This window comes from Massilia cellulosiltytica (assembly GCF_047325105.1).
Lineage (GTDB): Bacteria > Pseudomonadota > Gammaproteobacteria > Burkholderiales > Burkholderiaceae_D > Telluria > Telluria orientalis.
This window is the reverse complement of sequence record NZ_CP168562.1, coordinates 129,273-143,482: the sequence shown is the minus strand read 5'-3', so window position 1 is coordinate 143,482 and position 14,210 is coordinate 129,273. Positions and strand designations below refer to the sequence as shown.

The following is a 14,210-nucleotide window of genomic DNA, read 5'->3' as shown; positions in this document are numbered from 1 at the left end:
ACGTTCGATGCGCGCTTGTGCTTTATCCGCGCTGTTGTTCGTGTTCGCGCGTGAGCCAGTCCAGCAACTCGTCGAAGTCGCTTACGATCGCATCCGGCACGACTTCGTGCTCCATGTGCTTCGTCGAACCCGTGCGGTTCATCCACACGGCGCGCAGGCCGGCGCGCTGGGCGCCCTGCACGTCGAGCAGCACGTCGTCGCCGACGTAGACCGCATCCTCGGGCGCCACGCCCAGCTCCTCGCAGGCGGCCAGGAAGATCGCCGCATCCGGCTTGGCGACGCCGAACGCCGACGCCGCCACCGACACCTTGAAATGGTGCGACAGGCCGATCGTGCGCAGGTCGGCGTTGCCGTTCGAGATCGACCCGATCAGCACGCGGTTCTTCAGTTTCAGCAGGCCCGGCAGCACGTCGTCGTACGGGATCACGGCATTGCGCGCGGCGAAGAACTGCGCCATCGCGTGCTCGACCTTGGCGGCATCCTCGCCGGCCTGCTGGAAGGCGTCGACGAGGCCGGCATGGCGCAGCTTGCCGAGATCGAGCTGGAATTCGGGCTTCCTCGCCAGCAGCTCCAGGCGCGCCTGGCGCAGGGTGTCGATGGTGAAACGCTCGGCCACGCGCGGCGCGTGCTCGCGCAGCCACGCGAACAGCTTCTCTTCGGCCTGCAGGATCACGGGAGCGATGGGCCACAGCGTGTCGTCGAGGTCGAACAGGATGGCTTTGGGCCAGGCGCGGCGCGTGTTCATGGTCGGGATTGCGGCTCCGGAAACGAAGCTTGGAGAGTGGAAAGGAGCGGTCCAAGCATAACGAGGGCAGCGCTGAAAAGCAATGGCGCCCCGGACACGGGCTCATGGTTACACCGTGATACAAAGCCAAATAGGGCCGCCGCTTGCCAAATGCACTAAAATGATGGGCATTTTTCTATTCAGCCGTACCGGCGCAGCGTCCGCGCGCCACCCATTCCACTGTGGAGATTTTATGAAGAGCTCGATCCTGCGTGCCGGCGTTGTAGCGCTGGCATGCGCGCTGGGCCTGTCCGCCTGCGGCGGCGGGAGCGGCGACCTGTACCTGACCGGCGCGGTCTATAACGTCACCAAGGACGGTCTGGTGCTGACGAATAACGGCGAAGACCTGGCCGTGACGACGCCCTACACCTCGTTCCAGTTCAACAACCGCATCTCGACCGACGACCAGTTCAACATCACGGTCAAGAGCGTCCCGTCGAACGTCGAGAAGATCTCGGATTGCATCGTTACCAACGGCAAGGCGCGCGCCAACTACTACACGATCGCACAGATCCGCGTGGACTGCGCGATCCGCCAGCGTAAATTGACCGCGAGCATCGTCAACCTGACGACCAGCGGCCTCGTGATCATCAATGGCGCCGACCGCAAGGAAGTCGCGGCGGGCACCGCAACCGTGGCGATGGCACCCGTGAACGAAGACGGCGCGTACGGCGTCACCGTCCTGCAGCAGCCGGCCGGCCAGACCTGCACCGTCAGCGGCGGCGGCAACGGCAAGGGTGCGGGCACTATGGGCGCGACCGAAGACACGACCGTCACCGTCACCTGCGCTTAAATCTGGAATCTGGAGAGACCCACATGAAGTTTTCCCTCGCGCGTCCGGCCGTTGCCCTCGCGATCCTGGCCACGCTGGCCGCCTGCGGCGGTGGCGGCAAGGCCACGTTCCCGATCAACATCACGGTCTCCGGCCTGCAATACCCGGGCCTGGTCCTGAGCACGAACGGCCAGGACCTGCCCGTCAATCCGCCGGCCACGGCCGGCCAGGACGTCACGGCCGTCTTCCCGAACCAGATCGAATACGGCCAGGTCTATGAAGTGATCCCGAAAGGCGCGGTCGTCACCAATCACACCCCGGTGGGCGGCACCCAGCCGAAACACCAGCAATGCGCGGCGTCGCCATACCTGCCGTACGGCACGGCCGGCCAACTGGCCAGGATCGACATCCGCTTCGTCTGCGCCATCAACGCCTACCCGCTCGGCGGCACGGTCAAGGGCCTGACCGGTACCGGTCTCGTCCTGGCAAACGGCAGCACGACGGGCACCATCGGCGTCAGCCCCGCGCTGGACGCCAACCAGAAGCCGACCGGCGCGGACGTGCCCCTCGTCATGAACTCGGTTCCGTACAACACGACTTATGGCGTGACCGTCCTGACCCAGCCCACCAGCCCGGCCCAGACCTGCACCGTTACCGGCGGCGCGAACGGCTTCGGCGGCGGCACGATGGACGATGCGGCGGAAGCGGCAGGCGGCGTGGGCAACCTGGTCGTGACCTGCGTCAATAACTGAGCCCAGAGAGCATGGATGAGATATCGCAAATTCTTATAACGAATATGCGAAACAAAAATTGGACTGATATGCTGTAGCGCAGCATAATTGCACCTGTCTCCTCCAACTCTCCTCAGAAAGAATTGGATTTAAGCCCGCCTCAACAGCGGGCTTTTTTTTCGCCCATACAGCAACAAGCGTCCCTGCGGCGGCATGCCGTCGCGGCTGGTCAAGGTCTGCGGGTGCCGGCGGAGGTGCCGGTATTGTCTGGTGCGATTGGCCTCTGGGGCCGGGGCCGAACGGCGCTCTCGAGCTGCGCGTTCTGCGTCTTCACTGCCGGGCGGCAGCTGCTTCCACTACCGGTGTTACGGGCGCTTCGCGGTCACTTTGACGACGGCCATCTGCTGGCCTTCGATCGTTACCTGCGCATCGTAGCGCTCGTGTTTGGCGACGCTGGCGGCGTGCGCGGCGCTCGTCACACCCACGAGGACGGCGGCGGCGAGGAAGATGGCTTCCATGTTTTTCAGGATGTTCATTCGGGCTCTCCTTGACGTGTTCAGATGGCGGCTTTGTCGACGGCGGCGAGGCGTTTCGCGGTCACTTTGACGACGGCCATCTGCTGGCCTTCGATCGTCACCTGCGCGTCGTAGCGGGCGTGCTTGGCGATGCTGGCGGCGTGTGCGGCGCTCGTCACACCCACGAGGACGGCGGCTGCGAGGAAGATGGCTTCCATGTGTTTGAGGACGTTCATTTTGGCTCTCCTTGTGTGTTTGTTTCGTCGATGGTGTCACTGTAGGCGACCGCCCCCTTCCCTTCCACCGGCGTGCGACGAAACGCAAAAAACACGGGATGGAAGGAGCAAAAGCGCGCCCAAAAAGCGGATGGTGCGTTGCCGCATGAGCAGCTGACGCATGAGAACGCTCAACAGCCGGGCCGGATTCGCTGGCGATACTTCTCGAGGGCACAAAGGGGGCGGCATGGATCGGCAAAACATCCTGGAACTCGAGGCAAACAGGGCGGCTACGCCCCTGGCGACGGTGCGGGCCTGGAATGCGCTGGCACTCGGGACGATCGGCACCGTGGCACTCGCACATGAGCCCGCGCGTGCGCTCGCCCTCGTGCATACCTGCATGTACAACGCGTGGGCGGCGTACGACGATCACGCCCGCCAGACCGCGCATGGCGTGGCCGTGCGCCTGCCGCGGGCCGAACGCGACGCCGCCAGCCAGGCCGCCGCGATGGGTCATGCGGCCCATGCCGTCCTCGCCGGCCTGGACGCCCGGTCCGGGGCGGATGCGGGCACGGATGCCGGTCTGTTCACGCCCGCGGGCATCGGGCGCATGCAGGCGGCCGCGCTGCTCGACGTCCGCCACCGCGACCAGCCGTTCGCGCTGATGCCGGCCGAGGTCCGCCCGGCCGCCGCCGCACGGCCGCCGGCGCTCGTCGCGGTGTGGTGCGACGTGGCGCAGCGCGTGTCCCTTCGCGCCGGGCATGACGACGACCGCGACGTGCTGCTGTTCTTCGTGCTGGCCAATGCGCTGGCCGACGCGGACCACGCCGCGCGCGACGGCGTGTGCGCCGCCTTTGCCGCCGCCGAGGCGCTGCGCCGCTTCACGGGCAGCGACATCCTGGACGACGCCACATTCACGGACCTGGCGGCGCAGGCGGGACCGGGGCCCGGTCAGGACGTGGGAAGAAAGATCGGCGCGCGCGTGTTCGACAAGGCGCGCCGGTACTGGCAAGGGGACATGTAACGTCTTACTGGCGCGACGCGGTACCGGATGCCTGGCTCGCGCCCGTGCCCGAGCCGCCCGCGCTGCCCGCCGCTGAACCGCTCGCGCTGCCTTCGACGGCCACGCTGCCGCTCATGGACGATGCCGTGTCGCGAACCGAGCCGACGGCACCGCGGGCGGCGCCTGCCGCGCCACGGGCCGCGCCGGCGGCACCGCCGAGTGCCCCGGTGACGGCACGACCATCCACGCTGGCGGAGCCGGATCCCTCTGCGCGGGCTGCGCTTCCGGCGCTCGCATTTCCTGCCAGGCTGCCGGCGCCCGCCAGCAGGCCCGGTCGCTGCGCGGGTGCGCTCTCGGCTTCCGGCTGGCTGGTGGCGCGGCGGGCGCGGCCAGCCGTCTCGTCGCGCAGCGTGCCGCCCATCGTGTGCACGCGGCCCATGTCGTTCATGCCGCTCATCCCGCTGAGGCCGCCCATGGAACCGCCCAGCGAGCCGCCCAATGAGCCGCCGAGCCGGCCGCCGAGCAGCTGCGCGTGGGCCTGGGTGGCCAGACCGAGGGCGAGGACGAGGGTGATGTACTTGGCTTTCATGACTGTTCTCCTTGTGATGGGGCGGTGTCTGTCACCGCCGATACAAGGAAAACGGATGGGCTCGCCGTTTTCTTCCATCCCTTCAAAAAAATTTTTCAACGCAGGTCCGCCGGGTCCGTACGCAGGTTCGCGCCGACGATGCCGTACCCGGTCTCGTCGTTCGCGACCGCGCCGCCGGCCTCGCGCGCGAGCGCGTCCACGGCGCGCGCGGCGCCGGTCGGGTCCGGCCGGGGCAGCCGCTGCGCCAGCAGGGCCGCGACGATGGGCGCCGCGAACGACGTGCCGCGCACCTGGCGGTACGGCGGCGTGCCCGGCGCGGCGCTGACCATCTGGCTGCCCGGGGCGGCGAATTTCACTTGCGGCCCGCGTGCCGCTTCCGGCAGCGGCCGGCCGCGCCGGTCGACGCCCGTCACGCCGACGACGCCGGGATAACTGGCCGGATACAGCGGCGGTGCCGCCGGCCCGTCGTTGCCGACGGCGGCCACGAGCAGGTGTCCCCGCGCCTGCATCGCCGCGACGGCCCGCGCCAGCAGGGCATTGGCCGGGCCGACGAGGCTGATGTTGACGACGCCGACCTGCTGCTGGTCGAGCCAGCCCAGCGCGGCGGCGATGCGGTCGGCCGCGCCGCCCACCGGGCTGCCGCAGTACACGTCGGCCGCGTACAGGCGCGCGCCCGGCGCCGCGCCGCGCAGGTAGTCGGAACGCCCGACCATCAGCGCCGCCACCGCCGTGCCGTGCGGCGCGGGAATCGCCTGGCCGCCGCAGCCCCAGCGCGTGATCGCGGCATCCTCGAACACGGGGTGGTCGCCATCGACGCCGCTGTCAACGAGGCCGATGCGCACGGCGGCCCCCTCCCCGGCGCGCATGCCGCCGGCCGCCCCGCTGCCCGTGTAGACATGATTGAAATCGTAGCTGCCGTCCGGATCGATGGCGCGCAGGCGTTCGACCATGGCCGCGGTCGACGCACCGGCAGGCAGGCGCAGCACCACCATGCGCTCGCCCAGCCCCGGCAGCACCTCGTCGCGCACGACCGCCGCGCCCGCGTCGCGCGCCGCCTGCAAGGCCGCCTCGGACGGCGCCCCCGCCAGCACCTCGCCGCGCAATGCCGGCTCGCCGCGCGGGTCGGCCTCCAACTGGTCCGGATTGTCGCGCAGCAGGCGCCGGACGGTGTCGAGGCGCAGGTTGCCGAGATCCGGCAACGGCGCGCGGTCGAGCAACCGGTCGACCGGGCGGCGCACGCCGTCCAGCCCCAGCGGGCCGATGCGGCTGGGCAGCGGCAGCGAGGGCAGGCCCAGCTGCGCGTGCGCGGAGGCCGTGCCGCACAGCAGTGCCAGGGCCACGAGAGCACGCATATTTACGAAGAGACTCATGAATGGATCATATATGATTGGCTGAATACCCCAATAACGAACGGCGCCGGGAAGAAAATCCCCGCCCGGATCGTTTACCTCATAGAGACCATGCTTGCCGACGACATTGCCGCCCTGCTGCCCCGCATGCGCCGCTTCGCGCGGGCGCTGACCTTTCATCGCGAAGACGCGGACGACCTCGTCCAGATCGCGATGGAGCGCGCGCTCGGCCGCAGCGAGCAATGGGAACCGGGCACGCGGCTCGACAGCTGGCTGTTCCGCATCATCAAGAACGCGTGGATCGACGAAGTGCGCAGCCGGACGCGGCGCGCCGAGTTGTTCGCGCCCGAGGAGGAAGGCGAACACGTGGGCGACGACACCGCGCAGGCGCACCAGCAGCGGCTCGCGCTGCAGAAGGCGATCAGCCTGCTGTCCGAGGAACACCGGCTCGTCGTCGGCCTCGTGCTGGTCGACGGCCTGCCGTACAAGGAAGCGGCCGACGTGCTCGAGATCCCCGTCGGGACGCTCACGAGCCGCCTCGCGCGCGCCCGCGACGCCCTGCAGCAACTGCTGGCCGACCCAACACGAAGGACACCATGACGTATTCCGACGACACCCTGATGGCCTATGCCGACGGCGAGCTCGAAGCCGCCGAACGGGCCGCCATCGAACAGGCGATGCGCACCGATCCCGCCATCGCCGCCGCCGTGGAGCGCCACCGCGCCCTGCGCGCGGACGTGGCCGCCGCGTTTGCCGGCATCCTCGACGAACCCGTACCCGCGCGGCTGCGCCCGCCGGCACCCGTCGTATCTCTGGCTGTGGAGCGCGACAAGCGGCGGCGCTGGTCGTGGCCGGAATGGGGCGCGCTGGCGGCCACGCTCGTCGTCGGCGTCCTGGCCGGCCGGATGATCCCTGGCGGCGGCGGTCCGGCCATCGCCGGCAACGGCAACCAGGTGGTGGCACAGGGAGAACTCGCGTCCGCGCTGGACCGCCAGGTCGGCGGCAAGGCGGAGGGCGCGGTGAAAGTCGGCGTCAGCTTCGCCGCCCGCGACGGCGCCTATTGCCGCGGCTTCGTCATGGGCGCGTCCGCCGGCCTCGCGTGCCGGGAAGGCGGGCAGTGGAAGATTCCCGTGCTGGCCGAGGCCGAGAAGGAAGCGGCGGGCGGCTATCGCCAGGCCGGCAGCGCGTTGCCGCCGGCCGTGCTGGACGCGATCGACGCGCGCATCGCGGACAGGCCGCTCGACGCGGCGGGAGAGGAAGCGGCGCGGGCGCGCGGATGGCAGCCCGCGCGTTGATCAGCCTTGCGGCTTGAGGATGTTGGCCAGCGCCACGTACTGCTCGAGCCCCACGGCCTCCGGACGCGCGCCCGGATCGATGCCGGCGTCGACGAGCTGCTGTTCGGTGAACATGCCGGCCACGCAGTTGCGGATCACCTTGCGGCGCTGCGAGAACGCCTTCTGCACGACGGCGCCGAGCGTGGCCGCGTCGGCCGGCAGCTGGCGCCGCGTCGGCACCATGCGCACGATGGCGGAATCGACTTGCGGCGGCGGATCGAATGCCGTCGGCGGCACGACGAACAGCATGGCCATGTCGTAGCGCCACTGCAGCATCACGGACAGGCGGCTGTAGGCTTTCGTGCCCGGCTCCGCCACCATGCGCTCGACGACTTCCTTCTGCAGCATGAAGTGCTGGTCCTCTACGAGGTGGGCGAAGTCGGCCAGGTGGAACAGCAGCGGGCTGGAAATGTTGTACGGCAGGTTGCCCACCACGCGCAGCTTCTTCCCTTCCGGGACGGGGATGCCGCCGAAATCGAACTTCAGCGCGTCGCCCGAGTGAATGGTCAGCCGTTCGCGCGGGTACGCTTTTTCCAGGCGCGCGACGAGGTCGCGGTCCAGTTCGACCACGTGCATGTGGTCGAGCTCCTTGAGCAGCAGCGCCGTCATCGCGGCCAGGCCCGGGCCGATTTCGACCATGGTGTCGCCGCGGCGGGGGTTAATGCCTTCGATGATGTCGTGAAGGACGTGGTCGTCGGTCAGGAAGTTCTGGCCGAAGCGCTTGCGGGCTACGTGTTTCATTGTCTTATGCGGGTTGTTGCAGTTGCGCGCGCACCATCGAAACGGCGACGCGGATCGCCTCTTCCATGCTGCCGCAATCGGCCTCGCCCAGGCCTGTGGCGGCCAGGTCGAGCGCCGTGCCGTGGTCGACGGACGTGCGGATCAGCGGCAGGCCGAGGGTGATGTTGACGCCGCGGCCGAACGTCGCGTACTTGAGCACCGGCAGGCCCTGGTCGTGGTACATGGCCAGTACCGCGTCGGCGTCCCGCAGGTACTTCGGCTGGAACAGCGTGTCGGCCGGATACGGGCCGCGCGCGTCGATGCCGCGTGCGCGCGCATCGTCCAGCACGGGCGTGATCACGGCGATCTCTTCGCGGCCCAGGTAGCCGTTTTCGCCCGCATGCGGGTTCAGGCCCGTCACGAGGATGCGCGGCGCCGCGATGCCGAACTTGCGCACGAGGTCCGCGTGCAGGATGTCCAGCACCTGCGTGAGGCTGTCCTTCGTGATGGCGCCCGGCACGTCTTTCAAAGGCAGGTGGGTGGTGGCCAGCGCCACGCGCAGGTACGGTTGATCCGCGCCCGGCGAGCCGGCCAGCATCATGACGACCTTGGGCGTCTCCGTCTTCTCGGCCAGGTATTCCGTGTGGCCGGAAAACGCGACGCCCGCATCGTTGATGGTGCTTTTCTGCAGCGGCGCCGTGACGATGGCGTCCCACCAGCCGGCCTGCGTGCCCTCGATCGCGAGATCGAGCGTGGCGAGCACGGCGCGGCCGTTGGCGGCGTCCAGCTTGCCCGGGACGACGTGCGCGTCGAGCGGCACGTCGACGACGGGGATGATGTCCGGGCCGAAGTGCGGCAGGCCGCTGTGGCGCAGCGCCAGCGTGGAGATCGCGGACAGGCGGATGGCCGGGTCGATCAGGCTCGCCGTGAGGGACAGGAAGGCGGCATCGCCCACGAGCACGCAGCGCGCGTCGGCGCGCAGCGCCCACGCGGCCCGGATCGAGATCTCCGGACCGATGCCGGCCGGCTCGCCGACCGTGATCGCCAGCGTGGGGCGTGGGCTCACCGCTGGTGCGGGCCGTAGGCTCGTTGCCAATTACTTGTCCTCGCGGAACTCGACGTAGGCGCGGTCGCGGACCTGGCGGCTCCAGTCTTCCAGCGCTTCCTGGCGCTTGCGGTCGGTGAGGACCTGGCGCGCGGCCGCGCGTTCCTTCTCCTTCGACACGTCTTCCGACTTGCGCTCGACGACCTGGATCAGGTGCAGGCCGAACGGGGTCTTGATGACGCCAGATACCTCGCCCGGCTTCAGGGCGTTCATCGGGTTCTCGAATTCCGGCAGCGCGTCGCCCGGGAACAGCCAGCCCAGGTCGCCGCCCTTCGAGGCCGAACCGTCGTTCGAGTACTGGCGCGCCATGTCTTCGAAGGTCGCCTGCTTGCTGTCGATCTTCTGCTTGATCTCGGTGAGCTTCTTGCGGGCGTCGTCCTCGCTCTGCGTCGGCGTGATCTTCAGCAGGATGTGGCGCGCGTGCGTCTGCTGCACGACGGCCTGGTCGGCCTTCTGCGCATCCGCCAGCTTGCGCTGGTCGACGAGCTTGATGATGTGGAAGCCGACGTTCGTGCGGATCACCGGCGTCACCTGGCCCGGCTTCAGCTTGTGCAGCTCGCTCGCGAAGATCGGGGGCAGGCGGTCCGGGTCGCGCCAGCCGACGGAGCCGCCTTTCAGCGCGTCCGGCGAATCGGAATACGTCGCGGCCATCTTGGCGAAGTCGGCGCCCGTGCGCAGCTGGCGCGCCACTTCGTCGGCGCGCGCCTTGCGGGCGGCGATCTGTTCAGGCGACGCGTTTTCCGGGATGCGCACGAGGATCTGCGAGATGTCCATCTCCACGCGGTCGGCGGCGGCGGCCTTCTCGGCGGCCATGTACGTGTCGATCTCGGCGTCGGTCACCTGGATCTTGCTGTCGACTTCGTGCTCGATCAGGCGCTGCATCATGATCTCGTTGCGGATCTGCTCGCGGAACTGGGAGAACGGCAGGCCGTCCTTCTCCATCGCGTTGCGCATGTCCTGCACGGTCATCTTCTGGTTTTCGGCGATGCGGCCGATGGCGCGGTCGAGCGTCGTGTCGTCGACGCGCACGCCCATCTCCTTGGCCAGCTGGAGCTGGGCGCGCTCGGTGATCATGGCCTCGACGACCTGGCGGCGCAGGTCTTCCTCGGCCGGCATCTGGGCGCCCTGCGCCTTCAGGCGCTGCGCGATCTCGGCCATGCGCTGGTCGACTTCGCGCTTGGTGATGACTTCGTCGTTGACGATCACGTACACGGAATCGATGACGTGGGCGTTGCTGGACGCCGGCGGCAGGAAGCCCGAGCCTGGCTTCGTCGACGGTGCGGCGGCGGGAGCAGCCGATTTGGCGGTAGATGCGGCCTGGGCCAGGACATCGCCGGTGGCGAGGGCGCACAGCAGCACCGCCGCGAGCTTGATCTGGTGCGGGCGGAGCGGAGACAGACGGGTAGTACGCATATTCAGGAAAGCACTCATTTCAGGTATCTAGTTGTCCATGGCCCGGTCAGGGGCGGCCGACGTTGGTGTTCAGCCGGGTGTAGCCGGGAATGCTCTTGTTGAAAGTCTCCAGCGGATTACCGAAGCCCAGGTGCGACAGGCCGTTCAGTTCGAGCTGGAAGAAGCTCGTCGTCGAGACGTTCTGCGCGGCGGTCACGAAGCGCTGTGCGCCCATGCGGAACACCCAGCAATCCGCCTTGTACTCGAGCCCGACGAGGCTCTCGAGCAGCTTGCGGTCGCGCACCGAGTAGCTGACCCGGGTCACACCATACCACCGCTGCGACAGCGGCCACTGGCCCGAGACGTCGGCGTTGCGGAAGCCGTTGGCGATGCCGAAGGTGTCGCGCTGGTAGCGGTATTCGACGTTCAACACCTTCATCGGGGCCGGCTGCCACTGCACCCCGAAATTCGAGCTGTACAGGCTGCGCGCCTGTGCATCGTATTGTACGCCGCTGTCGAAGGTCCACGATTCCGAAATGCGGCCCGACGCCGCGACCAGCGCGTCCGAGCGGGTCTGGTTGCTTTGCTCGTTCGAGTTCAGGCGCACGCGCGGATCGGTGAAGTAATAGCGGCTGCCGACCGCGAGGCGCAGGCGCTCGGCGCCGTTGGACTCGATGAAGCGCGACACGATCGCCGCCGTCAGCTGGTTCGCATCCGACACCTTGTCGGCGCCGACGAAGCGGTTTTCCGTGAACAGCTGGGCGTAGTTGAAACCGGCGACGCCCGTATCGAAGTTCGGGATGTCGTCCTGGTTCTTGTACGGCGTGCGCACGTAGAACAGGCGCGGCTCCAGCGTCTGCGTGCCGTCCGGCCCGAACAGCGACGTCTTGCGCTCGAATACGAGGCCGCTGTCCAGCGAGAACGTGGGCAGCACGCGCGAGATCTTGTCGTCGGCACCGACCGCGTTGTGCGTCAGGTTGTACTGCGTCGCGTGCAGCATCAGCTTGGGCGTGACGAACCAGCCCGGATGCACCCACGGATAGCTCACCTGCGCCACCATGTTGGCGCGGTCGCCCTGCACCTGCTTGTCGTCCGGGTGCGTGAAACGCGTCGCTTCCGCGTCCACCGCCCAGTCGAAGCCGCCCAGCACGTCGTAGCGGCCGGCGTGGAAGTTAATCGTCGGCAGGCGGTTGTACGGCGTGGCCACGGTCAGGTCCGGATTCGCGACGGCGCCCGGATCCTGCAGCACTTGGTAGCTCTGCACGCGCGCCGTCAGGTTCCAGTACTGGCCGTAGTAGTCCGTGCGCAGTTCGCGCAGCAGCTGGCGCTCGGCACTGGCCGCAACGGTGCGCGAGAAGTCGGACGGGTATTCGTTGTCGGACGCCGCGTGCGCGTTCCAGCCGAACGTCCAGTTGGAGTCCAGGTACTGGTTGTGCAGCGTGTCGACCCACCAGCGATTACGGTGCGCCAGGCGGTCGTTCGCGAGGTATTCGATGTGCGTCTCGCCGTGGTACGGACCGCGGTCGGTCTCGCCCATGTAGCGCCCCGTCGCGCCCAGTTGCAGGCCGCGCGCGAAGATGTAGCGCGGGAACAGCGTCAGGTCGCGGTTGGGCGCGATGTTGACGTAATACGGCACCATCAGCTCGGCCGAACCCTTGGAGCCGACGCCGATCGTCGGCGGCAGCCAGCCGGAGCGGCGCGCGCCCGACAGCGAGAACGACAGCGCCGGCGTGCCGATGATGGGCACGTCCTTGAAATAGATGATCGTCTTGCCGGCCGTGCCGACGTCGCGGCCCTGGTCCAGGCGCAGCGTGCTGGACTTAAGATACCAGTCCGGATCGGGGCCTTCGCACGTGCTGTACGTGCCGTCGACGACCACGGCCTGGTCCTCGCCCAGGAAGTTGATGCGCTGCGCCTTGCCCTGCGCATTGTTCATCACCAGCCGATATTCGGGATGCAGCACCCAGCCCTTACCCGTTTCCAGGTTCAGCTGCAGGGCGTCGCCCTTGTAGCGGTCGCCGAAGCGCCACATCGTGATGTGGCCCTCGGCCGTGACCTCGTCCTCGACGCGGCGGTAGCACGCCGTGTCCGCCGTGACGCCGGTGGCGCCGCGCGTGATCTCGACGTTGCGCTCCATGTTCAGGATGCGGTCCGGGCGGCCGCTGAACGACTCGGCGCGCATCGTGATCGGCAGGTCCTGCTCGTCGGTGCGGGGGGCAGCCGGTGTCGCCGTTTGCGCATACAGCGGTCCCGCGGCCACGGCCACGAGGGCGGACACAGCGGCGGCAGTTCGCCGCCGCGGGAATGGTAGGGCCGTCATCCAGCTCATGAAAGATCGCGTTGCACCATGGAGGGCGATTGTTTGGATTGAATCCCTTATTATAGGGGAATTCGTGCGGCACGGTCGCGTTAGTCGGCCCAACGGTAATACTTTGGAAGCGCGACGGTGGACCATAACCCTTTGATTTTCAAAGGGAAATGATTTTTACCGATAGATACAATTTTAACAATGGGATCTTTCCCACCTTAGCCCCGGATGGTCCGATACGGGTGCAAATGACGTATCATTACACCCGAACCGCCCTGCCCGCGCATGGGCAAACTTACCAACCAGTCACGAACCCGTTCACCGGGACGCTTCATGTCTTCTTCGCCTCAACACGCTCCCTCCGCCTCTGACAAGGATGCCCGCCTCGCCCAGCTGACCGAATGGCTCGTCGCGCTGGACCTGGTCGACGTCGCCAGCCTGCGCCCCGCGTCGGCCGACGCGAGTTTCCGCCGCTACTTCCGCCTCGATGTTGTACCGGCGCTACGCGACAAGCTGGGTGATACGCTCATCGCCATGGACGCTCCGCCGGAGCGCGAAAACGTGCCCGCGTTCATCCACGTCGACGGCCTGCTGCGCGACGCCGGCGTCACCGTGCCCGCCATCGTGGCCCGCAACGTGGAAGCCGGCTTCCTGCTGCTGTCCGACCTCGGCACGACCACCTATTTGCAGCGCCTGGACGTCGACAACGCGCCGTTCATGTACTCGGACGCCATCGACGCCCTGATCAAGTTTCAGATGGCCAGCCAGGCCGGCGTGCTGCCGGAATTCGACCGCGCGTTCGTCCTGCGCGAGCTGAACCTGTTCCCCGAGTGGTTCATCGAACGCCACCTGGGCGCCAGGCTGAACGACATCCAGCGCGCCCAGCTGGATAAAGTGTTCGAGGCGATCACGGCGAACGTGCTCGCGCAACAGCAGGTCTACATGCACCGCGATTTCCATTCGCGCAACCTGATGTTCCTCGACCAGGGCAACCCGGGCGTGCTGGATTTCCAGGACGCCGTCTACGGCCCCGTCACCTACGACCTGGCCTCGCTGCTGCGCGACGCCTACATCCAGTGGGACGAGGAATTCGTGCTGGACTGGGTCGTGCGTTACTGGCAAAGCGCGAAGCAGGTCGGCCTGCCCGTCAATCCGGACATCGACGCGTTCTACCGCGACTTCGAATACATGGCCCTGCAGCGCCACCTGAAAATCCTCGGCATCTTCTGCCGCCTGAACTACCGCGACGGCAAATCCCACTACCTGGGCGACCTGCCCACGGTAATCGATTACGTGCGCAAGACCGCCAACCGCTACACCGAACTCAAGCCGCTCCTGCGCCTGCTCGACGCGCTCGAGGACAAGGCGCCGCAGGTCGGCTACACCTTCTGAA

The 14,210-nt window shown here is 67.8% G+C and carries 15 protein-coding genes; 6 read left to right on the top strand and 9 right to left on the bottom strand.

Annotated features, from left to right (window positions below; translation table 11 throughout):
* Positions 1-22: 22 nt before the first annotated feature.
* Positions 23-745, bottom strand: coding sequence for an HAD family hydrolase (locus ACEN9H_RS00650; protein ID WP_413673434.1), 723 nt, complete (start codon positions 743-745; stop codon positions 23-25).
* A 232-nt stretch (positions 746-977) separates the two neighbouring features.
* Here ACEN9H_RS00650 and ACEN9H_RS00645 point away from each other — a divergent pair, with 232 nt between their 5' ends.
* Both ACEN9H_RS00645 and ACEN9H_RS00640 read left to right on the top strand, forming a co-directional pair.
* Entirely contained in the window at positions 978-1,577 is a 600-nt protein-coding gene (locus tag ACEN9H_RS00645; protein ID WP_413673433.1) for a hypothetical protein, read from the top strand.
* A 23-nt stretch (positions 1,578-1,600) separates the two neighbouring features.
* Entirely contained in the window at positions 1,601-2,308 is a 708-nt protein-coding gene (locus ACEN9H_RS00640; RefSeq protein ID WP_413673432.1) for a hypothetical protein, read from the top strand.
* A 344-nt stretch (positions 2,309-2,652) separates the two neighbouring features.
* On the opposite strand, the gene ACEN9H_RS00635 is transcribed toward ACEN9H_RS00640, so the two are convergent.
* Positions 2,653-2,823, bottom strand: coding sequence for a hypothetical protein (locus tag ACEN9H_RS00635; protein ID WP_413381527.1), 171 nt, complete (start codon positions 2,821-2,823; stop codon positions 2,653-2,655).
* 20 nt (positions 2,824-2,843) lie between these two features.
* Positions 2,844-3,038, bottom strand: coding sequence for a hypothetical protein (locus ACEN9H_RS00630; protein ID WP_371767323.1), 195 nt, complete (start codon positions 3,036-3,038; stop codon positions 2,844-2,846).
* 226 nt (positions 3,039-3,264) lie between these two features.
* On the opposite strand from ACEN9H_RS00630, the gene ACEN9H_RS00625 reads away from it, so the two are divergent.
* The gene (locus ACEN9H_RS00625) at positions 3,265-4,041 is read left to right on the top strand and encodes a hypothetical protein (protein WP_413673431.1); all 777 of its coding nucleotides are present in this window, start codon (positions 3,265-3,267) and stop codon (positions 4,039-4,041) included.
* A 4-nt stretch (positions 4,042-4,045) separates the two neighbouring features.
* Here ACEN9H_RS00625 and ACEN9H_RS00620 read toward each other — a convergent pair whose 3' ends face one another.
* Both ACEN9H_RS00620 and ACEN9H_RS00615 read right to left on the bottom strand, forming a co-directional pair.
* Entirely contained in the window at positions 4,046-4,609 is a 564-nt protein-coding gene (locus tag ACEN9H_RS00620; protein WP_413673430.1) for a hypothetical protein, read from the bottom strand.
* Positions 4,610-4,704: 95 nt separating this feature from the next.
* On the bottom strand, positions 4,705-5,979 hold the full coding sequence (locus ACEN9H_RS00615) for a S8 family serine peptidase (protein ID WP_413673429.1): 1,275 nt from the start codon (positions 5,977-5,979) through the stop codon (positions 4,705-4,707).
* Positions 5,980-6,069: 90 nt separating this feature from the next.
* Here ACEN9H_RS00615 and ACEN9H_RS00610 point away from each other — a divergent pair, with 90 nt between their 5' ends.
* A complete protein-coding gene (locus tag ACEN9H_RS00610; RefSeq protein ID WP_056123962.1) occupies positions 6,070-6,558 on the top strand; it encodes an RNA polymerase sigma factor in 489 nt (162 codons plus the stop codon).
* Positions 6,555-7,253: an anti-sigma factor family protein gene (locus tag ACEN9H_RS00605; RefSeq protein ID WP_413673428.1), complete on the top strand. Its 699-nt coding sequence runs from the start codon at positions 6,555-6,557 to the stop codon at positions 7,251-7,253. Before ACEN9H_RS00610 ends, ACEN9H_RS00605 begins: the two co-directional genes overlap by 4 nt.
* Here ACEN9H_RS00605 and rsmA read toward each other — a convergent pair whose 3' ends face one another.
* From rsmA to ACEN9H_RS00585, 4 genes are read right to left on the bottom strand one after another with little or no spacing between them, the layout of a single operon-like run.
* Entirely contained in the window at positions 7,254-8,033 is a 780-nt protein-coding gene (gene rsmA, locus ACEN9H_RS00600) for a 16S rRNA (adenine(1518)-N(6)/adenine(1519)-N(6))-dimethyltransferase RsmA (RefSeq protein ID WP_371771322.1), read from the bottom strand.
* A gap of 4 nt (positions 8,034-8,037) precedes the next feature.
* Complete coding sequence (gene pdxA / locus ACEN9H_RS00595) at positions 8,038-9,078, bottom strand: 4-hydroxythreonine-4-phosphate dehydrogenase PdxA (RefSeq protein WP_413673427.1); 1,041 nt, start codon at positions 9,076-9,078, stop codon at positions 8,038-8,040.
* Positions 9,079-9,108: 30 nt separating this feature from the next.
* A complete protein-coding gene (locus tag ACEN9H_RS00590; RefSeq protein ID WP_413673426.1) occupies positions 9,109-10,530 on the bottom strand; it encodes a peptidylprolyl isomerase in 1,422 nt (473 codons plus the stop codon).
* Positions 10,531-10,576: 46 nt separating this feature from the next.
* Positions 10,577-12,838 (bottom strand): LPS-assembly protein LptD, encoded by a 2,262-nt coding sequence (locus ACEN9H_RS00585; RefSeq protein ID WP_413673425.1) that lies wholly within the window; start codon positions 12,836-12,838, stop codon positions 10,577-10,579.
* A 312-nt stretch (positions 12,839-13,150) separates the two neighbouring features.
* Between ACEN9H_RS00585 and ACEN9H_RS00580 the strand changes: the two genes are divergently transcribed.
* Positions 13,151-14,209, top strand: a complete 1,059-nt coding sequence (locus ACEN9H_RS00580) for an aminoglycoside phosphotransferase family protein (RefSeq protein WP_413673424.1) — start codon at positions 13,151-13,153, stop codon at positions 14,207-14,209.
* Position 14,210 lies beyond the last annotated feature (1 nt).

What these genes read in the sequence shown, in the direction of transcription:
- ACEN9H_RS00650 (WP_413673434.1), bottom strand. Translation starts at nt 745, where the DNA reads ATGAACACGCGCCGCGCCTGGCCCAAAGCCATCCTGTTCGACCTCGAC.
- ACEN9H_RS00645 (WP_413673433.1), top strand. Translation starts at nt 978, where the DNA reads ATGAAGAGCTCGATCCTGCGTGCCGGCGTTGTAGCGCTGGCATGCGCG.
- ACEN9H_RS00640 (WP_413673432.1), top strand. Translation starts at nt 1,601, where the DNA reads ATGAAGTTTTCCCTCGCGCGTCCGGCCGTTGCCCTCGCGATCCTGGCC.
- ACEN9H_RS00635 (WP_413381527.1), bottom strand. Translation starts at nt 2,823, where the DNA reads ATGAACATCCTGAAAAACATGGAAGCCATCTTCCTCGCCGCCGCCGTC.
- ACEN9H_RS00630 (WP_371767323.1), bottom strand. Translation starts at nt 3,038, where the DNA reads ATGAACGTCCTCAAACACATGGAAGCCATCTTCCTCGCAGCCGCCGTC.
- ACEN9H_RS00625 (WP_413673431.1), top strand. Translation starts at nt 3,265, where the DNA reads ATGGATCGGCAAAACATCCTGGAACTCGAGGCAAACAGGGCGGCTACG.
- ACEN9H_RS00620 (WP_413673430.1), bottom strand. Translation starts at nt 4,609, where the DNA reads ATGAAAGCCAAGTACATCACCCTCGTCCTCGCCCTCGGTCTGGCCACC.
- ACEN9H_RS00615 (WP_413673429.1), bottom strand. Translation starts at nt 5,979, where the DNA reads ATGAGTCTCTTCGTAAATATGCGTGCTCTCGTGGCCCTGGCACTGCTG.
- ACEN9H_RS00610 (WP_056123962.1), top strand. Translation starts at nt 6,070, where the DNA reads ATGCTTGCCGACGACATTGCCGCCCTGCTGCCCCGCATGCGCCGCTTC.
- ACEN9H_RS00605 (WP_413673428.1), top strand. Translation starts at nt 6,555, where the DNA reads ATGACGTATTCCGACGACACCCTGATGGCCTATGCCGACGGCGAGCTC.
- rsmA (WP_371771322.1), bottom strand. Translation starts at nt 8,033, where the DNA reads ATGAAACACGTAGCCCGCAAGCGCTTCGGCCAGAACTTCCTGACCGAC.
- ACEN9H_RS00590 (WP_413673426.1), bottom strand. Translation starts at nt 10,530, where the DNA reads ATGCGTACTACCCGTCTGTCTCCGCTCCGCCCGCACCAGATCAAGCTC.
- ACEN9H_RS00585 (WP_413673425.1), bottom strand. Translation starts at nt 12,838, where the DNA reads ATGAGCTGGATGACGGCCCTACCATTCCCGCGGCGGCGAACTGCCGCC.
- ACEN9H_RS00580 (WP_413673424.1), top strand. Translation starts at nt 13,151, where the DNA reads ATGTCTTCTTCGCCTCAACACGCTCCCTCCGCCTCTGACAAGGATGCC.